Source organism: Pseudomonas sp. LB-090624 (genome assembly GCF_003205205.1).
Classification (GTDB): domain Bacteria; phylum Pseudomonadota; class Gammaproteobacteria; order Pseudomonadales; family Pseudomonadaceae; genus Aquipseudomonas.
Map to the genome: position 1 here is coordinate 1 of NZ_QJRL01000058.1, position 10,990 is coordinate 10,990.

General features: G+C 66.3%; 2 protein-coding genes. Both read right to left on the reverse strand.

Annotated features, from left to right (window positions below; genetic code table 11):
* The coding region (locus tag DMX11_RS25385) for a non-ribosomal peptide synthetase (protein ID WP_146230383.1) at positions 1 to 9,368 on the reverse strand (9,368 nt) is incomplete at its 3' end.
* The coding region (locus DMX11_RS25390; RefSeq protein ID WP_146230384.1) for an amino acid adenylation domain-containing protein at positions 9,365 to 10,990 on the reverse strand (1,626 nt) is incomplete at its 5' end. The genes DMX11_RS25385 and DMX11_RS25390, both read right to left, overlap by 4 nt.

Below are 10,990 nucleotides of genomic sequence, written 5' to 3' on the forward strand. Positions count from 1 at the left end.
CGATCCTGCAGCGCGCCGGGCTCTGGCAGCGCCTTGCGGTCGAGTTTGCCGTTGGGGCTCAGCGGCAGGGCTTCGAGGTGCATGAACAGCGCTGGCACCATGAATTCCGGCAGATGTGCCAGCAGGGACGTGCGCAGGGTTTCCACGGTTTGCGGGTGACCGGTGTAATAGGCAACCAGGCGCTGCTCCTTGGCCAGCACCACCGCTTCCTTGATGCCCGCGATGGCGGTAAGGCCGGCCTGGATCTCGCCCAGCTCGACCCGCAGGCCGCGCAGCTTGACCTGGTCATCGTTGCGGCCGAGGTATTCGAGGTTGCCGTCTGGCCGGTGGCGGGCCAGGTCGCCGGTACGGTACAGGCGCCCGCCAGGCATGAACGGGTCATCGATGAAGCGCTCAGCGGTGAGCTCGGCCCGGTTGAGGTAGCCGCGGGCGACCTGTACGCCACCGATGTACAGCTCCCCCGCCACCCCTTGCGGCACCGGTTGGCGCTGCTCGTCGAGCACGTACAGGGTGGTGTTGGCGATGGGTTTGCCGATGGGGGTGTTGTCCGGGGCGGTCACGCAGTGCCAGGCGCTGACATCCACGGCGGCTTCGGTTGGGCCGTAGAGGTTGTGCAGTTCGACCGTTGGCAGCTGTGCGTGGAAGCGCTTCACCAAACTGCCCGGCAAGGCCTCCCCCGAGCAGATCACGCGCACCACCTGTGGGAGCTCGCTTGCGGTCGAGGCCAGGAACACATCCAGCATCGAAGGTACGAAATGCAGGGTGGTGACGTGTTCGCGGGCAATCACTTCACGCAGGTACTCAGGGTCGCGATGCCCGCCAGGGCGGGCCATGACCAGCCGTGCACCGGTCTGCAGCGGCCAGAGGAATTCCCACACCGACACGTCGAAGCTGAACGGGGTCTTCTGCAGCACCACGTCATCAGCACCCAGCCCATAGGCGTCCTGCATCCACGACAGCCGGTTGACCACCCCGGCATGCGCGTTCATCACGCCCTTCGGCAGCCCCGTAGAGCCCGAGGTATAAATCACGTAGGCCAGGTGGCGTGGCGTCAGCCCGGCCACGACCGGGTTACTGGCTGGCGCTTCGCCCCACACCGGCCTGTCCAGGTCGATGACCGGGCCCGCTTCCGGCACATGCCGGGTCGCGCCATGCACCAGCACCGCCACCGGTGCGCTATCGCTCAGCATGTGGCGCACGCGCTCGGCCGGGTAGTCCGGGTCTACCGGCACATAAGCACCGCCAGCCTTGAGGATGGCCAGCAGGCCAACCACCATCGACAGCCCACGTTCGACGCAGATCGCCACCCGATCATCCGGTTGCACGCCCAGCCCGATCAGATGATGCGCCAGGCGGTTGGCCTGCTCGTTGAGCTGCCGGTAGGTGAGCTCACCTTCTTCAGCCCGCACGGCCACGGCATGCGGCGTGCGCGCGACCTGCGCCTCGATCATGCCATGCAAGGTTTGTTCAAGGTCGTAGTCAACGGCCGTGTCATTCAACTCCAGCAGTAACCGCCGGCGTTCATCCGCAGCGGGCAGGCCTACGTGGGCCGGGATCGCCCGGTCACCCGACGCGAACGCCCATAGCACCTGCTTCAGATAACCAGCAAAACGCTCGATGGTCGCCCGGTCGAACAAAGCGGTCGCGTAGACGATGCCGCCGGCAAAGCCATCGGCCCGCTCGCCCAGGCTCAAGCTAAGGTCGAACTTGGCAATGCTGGCCTGGCTACCCATAGCGGCTACTTCAAGATCAGCCAGTTGCAGGGGTTGGCCGCCGGGGTTGGCATCCCAGTCCAGCGACACCTGGTACAGCGGCGTATGCGCCAGGCTGCGCCTTGGACGCAGGATTTCGACCACCTGCTCGAACGGCAAGTCCTGGTGCGCCTGCCCGGCCAGTATCACGGCCTTGACCCGACCCAACAACGTGGCCACATCCGGTGCCCCGGACACATCCACGCGTACTGCCAGCGAATTCACGAACATGCCGATCAGGCCGTCTACTTCCGCGCGTTGGCGGTTGGCGACCGGCGAGCCGATCACCACTTCATCCTGGCCAGCCAGACGCGCCAGCAACACCGCCCAGGCGGCCATGAACAGCATGTATGGCGTGACGCCATGGCGTCGGCACAGCGCCTTCAGTTCGTCGCTCAAGCGCGGGTCCAGGGTCAGTTCCACGCTGGCTCCGGCGTACTGCTGGCGTTCCGGTCGGGGTCGGTCCCAGGGCAGGCTGATCAGTGCCGGCGCGCCGCTGAGCTGGGCGTTCCAGTAATCAACCTGCTCTTGCAAGGCAGCACCACACAACCAGCGGCGCTGCCACATGGCATAGTCGAGGTACTGCACCGGCAAGGCGGGCAATGGGTCGGGCTGGCCGGTACTGAAGGCCTGGTAGAGCGCAACCAGCTCTCTCACCAGGACGCCCAGCGACCAGCCATCGGCAACCAGGTGGTGCAAGGTCAGCAACAGGACGTGCTGGTCCTGGGCCAATCGCAGTACCTGCCCGCGTATCGGCAATTCACGGTCCAGCACGAAGGCCCGGCCGGCTTCATCACCCAGTAACAGTGCTAGGCCTGGCTGGTCCAGCCCGGGGCAGTCTTGCCAAGCCAGCGCGAAGCCGCTGCTGTCGCTTGCCAGCACCACGTGGGGTTCGCCGTCCCGCTCGACAAAACAGCTGCGCAAGCTTTCGTGGCGTTCGATCAAGCGCCGCAGCGCCCGCTCCAAGGCTGTGCGCTGCAGCTTGCCCTCCAGCCGCAGTGCCAACGGGATGTGATAGGCCGCGCTGGCCTCCTGCAACTGGGCCAGGAACCACAACCGTTGCTGCGCGAACGACAGCGGCAGCAGACCTTCACGCGGCATGCCGGCGATGGCCGGCAGCCCCTGGCCCTCGCGCCCCAGGCAGGCAGCGACCGCCACCAGCCTGTCATCGACGAACAAGTCAGCCAGTGCCAGCTCACTGCCAAGGCGTTGCCGTACCTGAGCCAGCATGCGCATGGCCAGCAACGAGTGGCCACCGAGTTCGAAGAAGCGGTCGTTACGGCCGATCGGCTGAACTTCGAGCAACTCGGCCCACAGCGCTGCCAGGGCCTGCTCGCGCTCACCTTCAGGGGCCTCGAATGCCGCCACCGCAAAGTCTTGTGGGCACGGCGCAGGCAAGGCCTTGCGGTCGACCTTGCCATTGTTGTTCAGGGGCATTTGCGCGAGCGCGACGAAGGCCGACGGCACCATGTACTCGGGCAAGCGCCCGCGCAAATGGCTGCGCAGGTCCAATGCCGTCAACGTTGCCACCTGCCGGGTGTACCAGGTTACCAGGCGCAACGGCCCTTGTTCATCGGCCACGGCCATCACCAGCACTTCGCCGATACCCGGTACCTGGGCCAGTTGTTGCTCGATCTCGCCCAGTTCGATGCGGAAACCGCGGATCTTGACCTGGTCGTCATTGCGCCCCAGGCACTCCAGCAGGCCATCGTTACGCCAGCGTACCAGGTCGCCTGTGCGGTATAGCCGCGCGCCGGGTTGCTGGCTGAACGGGTCGGCGATGAAGCGTTGGGCAGTGAGTTCCGGGTGGTTCAAATAGCCAAGGGCCAGCCCATCGCCGCCGATATACAGCTCGCCAACCACACCCTGCGGTAGCAGTTGCTGCGAGGCATCCAGTACATAGGCCTGGGTATTGCCGATGGGCCGGCCAATCGGTATCTGGCCGGCGTCTGCTGCTACCTCGCAGACCTCGCAGACGACGGCGAACGTGGTGGTTTCGGTCGGCCCGTAGCCGTTCAGCAAACGCAGGGCCGGTGCCCGTTGCCGCAACGCGCGGAACGCGGCCGGCTCGGCACGCTCGCCGCCGCTTATCAACAGCCGCAGGGTGGCCAATGCCTCGGGTACCAGCTGCACGTACTGGTTGAACAGCGCAGTGGTCAGGAACAGCACGCTAATCCCCTGCTCCACCAGCGCCGCAGAAAAGCGCGGGGGGTCGATCAATGTGGCGTGATCGATCACCCGCACCTGGCCGCCATTGAGCAGCGCGCCCCAGACTTCCAGGGTGCTGGCATCGAATGCGGGATTGGAGACGAAGCCCACCCGGTCGGTATCCAGCAGCTCGGCGTAGCCATTGTTCAGCACCAGCCGCGCGATACCGCGGTGCGGCACGCAAACGCCCTTCGGCTGGCCTGTAGTGCCCGAGGTATACATGACGTAGGCCGTGCTGCCGGCATCCGACGCCACTGCGGGGTTGTGCCCAGGCTGGCAGGCGAGCGACAGACGGTCCAGTTCGAGCCGCCGCACCGGCAGGTCAGCCATGACGCTGGCAACGGTCAACAGCAAGGCCGCCTGGCAGTCCTCTACCATGAACGCCTGGCGCTCGGTCGGGGCATGGATGTCCAGTGGCACATAGACGGCAGCGCACTTCAGCACGGCCAGTTGCGCGACCAGCAGCGTCAGCGAGCGCGGTAGCAGTATCGCCACGCAAGCACCTGGTTCTACGCCGCTGGCAATCAGAGCGTGAGCCAGGCGGTTGGCGCGCTCGTTCAGCTCGCCGTAGCAGAAGGCCTGCTCGCCGTGCACGGCAGCCAGGGCCAGCGGGTGGCGGGCGACGCGCTGCTCGAAAAGGCGTTGGACCGGCAGGTCACGGGGGTAGCTGTACTGCGTGGCGTTGAGTGTTTGCAGCAAGGTCTGGCGCTCTGCCTCGCTCACCAACTCCACCTGGGTCAGAGGCTGCTGGTCATCGTCTGCCATGGCCCACAGCATGCGCTCGAAGTAACCCATGTAACGCTGCACTGTAGCCTCGTCGAACAGCGCCGTTGCATAGTCGAGGCTGCCGGCCAGGGTGTCGCCCCGCTCGCCGAGGTTGAGGGTGAGATCGAACTTGGCCACGGCTGCGGCCTGGGGCACCGCCTGCAATTGCAAGCCGTGCAAGTGCAGCGACGCACCCTCGGTGGCCTGCCAGTTGAGGGCGGCCTGAAACAGCGGGGTGTGCCCCAGGCTGCGTGTTGGGCGAACGATTTCCACCACCTGTTCGAAAGGCAGGTCCTGGTGCGCCTGAGCCTCTAGCACACGGCTACGCACGTGTTCCAGCAAGGCCTGCGCAGCAGGCGCCTGGCGGGCGTCGATGCGCATGGCCAGGGTATTGACGAACAGCCCTGCCAAGGGTTCGAGTTCGGCTCGGCCGCGCCCGGCCACCGGGCAACCGATCACCACCTCGGGCTGGCCTGCCAGGCGACTGAGCAAGGCGGCCCAGGCACCCAACACGGTCATGTACAGCGTTACCCCGTGGCGCTGGGCCAGGGTTCGCAATGCCGCGGTCAAGCGCGGCCCGACATGCAGCGGCAGGCTCGCACCGGCGAAATCCTGGCGCTCCGGGCGCGGCCGGTCGGTTGGCAATTTCAGCAGGCTGGGCGCGCCCTCCAGCGCCTGTCGCCAGTATGCGGCCTGGCGTTGCAACTGCTCACCGGCCAGCCAGCGCCGCTGCCACACTGCGTAGTCACCGTACTGAATCGGCAAGGCCGGCAGCGGGTCGCCCGTGCCGCTGCACAACGCCCGGTAAAGGACGCTCAGTTCGTGGGTCAGTACCCCCAGCGACCAACCGTCGGCAACGATATGGTGAACGGTCAACGCCAATACATGGTGTTGCGCCCCCAGCCGCAGCAGGTGTGCCCGTAGCAGTGGCCCGTGGGCCAGGTCGAACGGCGCAGCCGCTATTTCGCCCAGGCGCTCCGGCAAGGCCTCGGCGCGCAATTCCTGGTACTGGAACCAGCCCGCCCCCGGGGTGGCGGCGATCACCACCTCGGCGCTGTCGTCGCGCGGGATGAAGCGGCTGCGCAAGGTCTGGTGGCGCTCCATGATGCGCAACAGCGCGCTTTCCAGCGCATCGGCATCCAACGGGCCGCGCAGGCCCAGCGCCAAGGGGATGTTGTAAGCCTGGCTGCCGCCCTCCATCTGCGCCAGGAACCACAGCCGCTGCTGGGCGAACGACATGGGCAGCGCAGGCGCGTGCGGCACCGGCAGGATCGCCGGCAGCGCGCTACGCCCGGCGCTGGCCAGGACCTGGGCAACCGCAGCAAGCTCGGGGTTGGCGAACAGTTCTGCCAGGCTCAATTCCACGCCCAGGCGCAGGCGCACCTGCGAAACCATGCGCATGGCCAGCAGCGAATGGCCGCCAAGGCTGAAGAAATGGTCATGCCGCCCCACCCGCTCGACGTTGAGCAGCTCTGCCCACAGCTGCGCCAAGGCGTGCTCCAGCTCGCCTTTGGGCGCCTCGTAGACGTGTTCGAACAACGCAGCCCGCTCGGGCCGGGGCAGTGCCCGGCGGTCGAGCTTGCCATTGGCAGTCAGCGGCAGTGCTGGCAACTCGACGAAGGCTACCGGCACCATGTACTCCGGCAGGTGCGCCTGCATCTGGGCGCGCAGGCCTTGCGCGGTGAGCGGCTGTACATCGGGCCTGGCTGTGAAATAGGCCACCAGCTGCGGCTGGCCAGGGTGGTCCTCACGGGCGATGACCACCGCTTCGTCGATCCCGGCCAGGGTCGCCAGGCGGCTCTCGATTTCGCCCAGCTCAATGCGTACGCCACGGATTTTCACTTGGTCGTCGTTGCGCCCCAGGTACTCCAAGCTGCCGTCCGCCAGCCAGCGCACCAGGTCGCCCGTACGGTACATGCGCCCACCGCCCTCGGCGGCGAACGGGTCATCGACAAAGCGCTCGGCCGTGAGCTGCGCACGGTTCAAATAGCCACGCGCGACCCCTGCGCCGCCAATGTACAGCTCACCGGGCACGCCCAGTGGCACCGGCTGCCGCAGTGCATCGAGCACGTATAACCGGGCATTGTGCACCGGCTTGCCGATATGCAGGGCAGCCCCTGCTTCCACCACGCCAGAACTGGCCACTACGGTAGTTTCGGTCGGCCCGTAGTTGTTGATCACGGCGAAGCGCTGGTTGCGGTTGAACTGGCGCAGGCGGTCGCCACCGATCAGCAGGGTGCGCAGGGTCGGGTGCTCCAACTGATGATTGAACGCGTGTTCAGCCACGGGCGTGGGCAGGAAGCTGACATCCAGCGGCTGCGCCTGCCACCACGCGAGCATGCTGTCCAGATCGTCCCGGCCCTCGGCCGAGGGCGCCAGGTGCAGCGTGGCACCGGCGCACAACGCGGGCCATACCTCCCAGGCCATGGCGTCGAAACCGAAACCGGCCAGGCTCGAGGTATGCCGGCCCTGGCGCAGGTCGAAGGCACGGCAATGCCAATCCACCAGGTTGTTGACGGAACGGTGCTCGACCATCACGCCCTTGGGTTGGCCAGTCGAGCCGGAGGTGTAGATCACATAAGCCAAGTGGTTGGCCGCAAGACCCGGCACCACCGGGTTGCATGTGAACGCCGGCCAGTTCGGCTGATCGAGCAACAGCACTGGAGCGTCCAGACCTCCCAGGCGATGCTGCAGCGCCTGTTGCGTCAGCACTGCCACCGGGCTGCTGTCTTGGAGCAGATAGGCTACGCGCTCGTCCGGGTGGGCCGGGTCTACCGGTACATAACTGGCGCCGGCCTTGAGCACGGCCAGCAAGCCCACCAGTGTGTCCAGGCCGCGCCGAGCCACCACGGCGACCCGGTCATCAGGCTTGATACCCAAGGTGATCAAGTGGTGGGCCAGCGCATTGGCCCGCCGGTTGAGGTCGGCGTAGCTGAGCTCGACCCCGGCGCTGGTGGCGGCAATGGCGTCAGGGCACATCACCGCCCGCTGCTCGATACGCTGATGCAGGGTCAGGTGCTGCTCGTAAGGGGCAGTGCAGTCGTTGAAGCGCTCCAGCAACTCGGCGCGTTCGGTGGCCGGGAGCATGCCCAATCCGTTGACGGCAACGTGTGGCGTTTGCAGCAGATTTTCCAGGGTCTGTTGCAGGTAGGCGCAGACGCGCCAGGCGGGCACTTCGGCGCTGGCCAGCAAGGTCAGGCGAAACGCCTGGCCAAGGTCATCCACACTCAAGGTCAATGGGTAGTTGGTCGCTTCGGCCGACTCGACAATGTCGATACCAGCCAATGCAGCCCGGCGCGGTTCCACCCCGCCCGGCGCGCTGTGGCGGTAGTTGAGCAAGGCATTGAACAGCGGCGCAGGTGCGGCGACGCCACTGCAGCGCTGGGCCAACGCCAGCGGCGCATGTTCATGGCGCATCAGCGCGCTCAGCCGCTGGTGGGTGGCACGTATGGCACTGCCCAGGTCGGCGCCGTCCAGGTCCACCCGCAGCGGCAGGGTGTTGATGAAGATACCCAGTGCCCGGTCGGTGGCCTCGGCGCCCAACAGGCGGCCCATCAGCACCGTGCCGAATACCACCTGCTGGCGCCCGGTGAGGCCACCCAGAACCCTACCCCAGGCCAGGTGGAACAGGCTGGCGACGCTCACCCCCAAGTTGCGGGCCTGCTCGCGCAGGCCCTCGCACAGGGCCAATGGCAATTCGACCTGGTGCTCGTTGTGCACCTCGCCATCACCCTGTACGTCCTGCAGCCCATAGGCCAAGGTCGCTTCGTCGATATCGCCGAGCATGTCGCGGAAGAACGCTTCGTGCTCGGGTTCGCCGATACCCAGCACCGCTTGCGCCACATAGTTGCGGAACGGCACCGGTGCCCCCAGCTTGGCTTGTTCACCGCTGAGAAAGGCAATCAGCTCGTGGCGTACCACGTCCAGTGCGCTGTGATCCATGGCGATGTGGTGGAATTGCAGGGTAGCAGCAAGTGTTCCGTCAGCCCCGGGCGCTTCGCGCAGCAGGCGAATCAGCGGCGCCTGGGTCAGGTCGAGCCAGTCGCCTCCGGCAGCATCGGCGGGCAGTGCCAGGATCACCAGTTCAGCTTTGCGCCACACCACCTGCACGGGTGTTTCCAGCCCCTGCCAGTGCACCGAGGTGCGCAGGATGTCGTGGCGGGCGATTACCCCGCGCAAGGCGTCGGCAAATGCCTGCAGGCGCGCCTCACTGGCGAACACGAAGCGCGCCTGCATGACGTAGGGGTCGCTGTCGGTGGCACTGGCATGATGGAACAGCATGCCTTGCTGCAATGGCGCCAGCGGGTAGATGTCCTGCACATTGGCCGCGCCGCCTGGGATTGCGTCGAGGATGCTGTCCAGGCTGGCCTGGTCGAGCGTCACCAGGTTAAGCATCTGTGGGGTGATATGCGCACAACTCGGGGGGATCAGGTTGCCCGGAACCTGCACAGCGCCCTGCCTCACCGCGACGTACTCGCCGCGCTCGATCATGCCCACCAACGCGGGTTTATGCGCGCGCAATTGCGCCACCAGGGCGCTGTCGGTCAGTGCCTGGCGGTTGCCTTGCACCACCAGCTGGCCATCCTTGAGGGCCAGTTGCACGTTGTGCGAGGTCAGCGTTGCCAAAAGTTGGTCGATGCTCACAGGACGATCTCCATTCTGTCTGTGATGGCTGCATAGCCGGCCAGGGTCGGTTGGTCGAACAGGGCGCGCACGTCGGCCTCAAGGCCTTTTTCGCGTAGCCGCGACGTCAGTGTCACTGCCAGCAGCGAATGGCCGCCCAGTTCGAAGAAGTTGTCGTTCCGCCCTACTTGCTCTACCCCCAGCAGCTCGCACCAGAGTGCAGCCAGCAGGGTTTCGGTTTCGCCTTCGGGGCATTCGTACGGCCGCTCTTCAAGCGCGCCAGGTGCTGGCAGCGCCTTGCGGTCGAGTTTGCCGTTGGGGCTCAGCGGCAAGGCTTCGAGGTGCATGAACAACGCTGGCACCATGAATTCCGGCAGATGTGCCAGCAGGGACGTGCGCAGGGTTTCCACGGTTTGCGGGTGACCGGTGTAATAGGCAACCAGGCGCTGCTCCTTGGCCAGCACCACCGCTTCCTTGATGCCCGCGATGGCGGTAAGGCCGGCCTGGATCTCGCCCAGCTCGACCCGCAGGCCGCGCAGCTTGACCTGGTCATCGTTGCGGCCGAGGTATTCGAGGTTGCCGTCTGGCCGGTGGCGGGCCAGGTCGCCGGTACGGTACAGGCGCCCGCCAGGCATGAACGGGTCATCGATGAAGCGCTCAGCGGTGAGCTCGGCCCGGTTGAGGTAGCCGCGGGCGACCTGTACGCCACCGATGTACAGCTCCCCCGCCACCCCTTGCGGCACCGGTTGGCGCTGCTCGTCGAGCACGTACAGGGTGGTGTTGGCGATGGGTTTGCCGATGGGGGTGTTGTCCGGGGCGGTCACGCAGTGCCAGGCGCTGACATCCACGGCGGCTTCGGTTGGGCCGTAGAGGTTGTGCAGTTCGACCGTTGGCAGCTGTGCGTGGAAGCGCTTCACCAAACTGCCCGGCAAGGCCTCCCCCGAGCAGATCACGCGCACCACCTGTGGGAGCTCGCTTGCGGTCGAGGCCAGGAACACATCCAGCATCGAAGGTACGAAATGCAGGGTGGTGACGTGTTCGCGGGCAATCACTTCACGCAGGTACTCAGGGTCGCGATGCCCGCCAGGGCGGGCCATGACCAGCCGTGCACCGGTCTGCAGCGGCCAGAGGAATTCCCACACCGACACGTCGAAGCTGAACGGGGTCTTCTGCAGCACCACGTCATCAGCACCCAGCCCATAGGCGTCCTGCATCCACGACAGCCGGTTGACCACCCCGGCATGCGCGTTCATCACGCCCTTCGGCAGCCCCGTAGAGCCCGAGGTATAAATCACGTAGGCCAGGTGGCGTGGCGTCAGCCCGGCCACGACCGGGTTACTGGCTGGCGCTTCGCCCCACACCGGCCTGTCCAGGTCGATGACCGGGCCCGCTTCCGGCACATGCCGGGTCGCGCCATGCACCAGCACCGCCACCGGTGCGCTATCGCTCAGCATGTGGCGCACGCGCTCGGCCGGGTAGTCCGGGTCTACCGGCACATAAGCACCGCCAGCCTTGAGGATGGCCAGCAGGCCAACCACCATCGACAGCCCACGTTCGACGCAGATCGCCACCCGATCATCCGGTTGCACGCCCAGCCCGATCAGATGATGCGCCAGGCGGTTGGCCTGCTCGTTGAGCTGCCG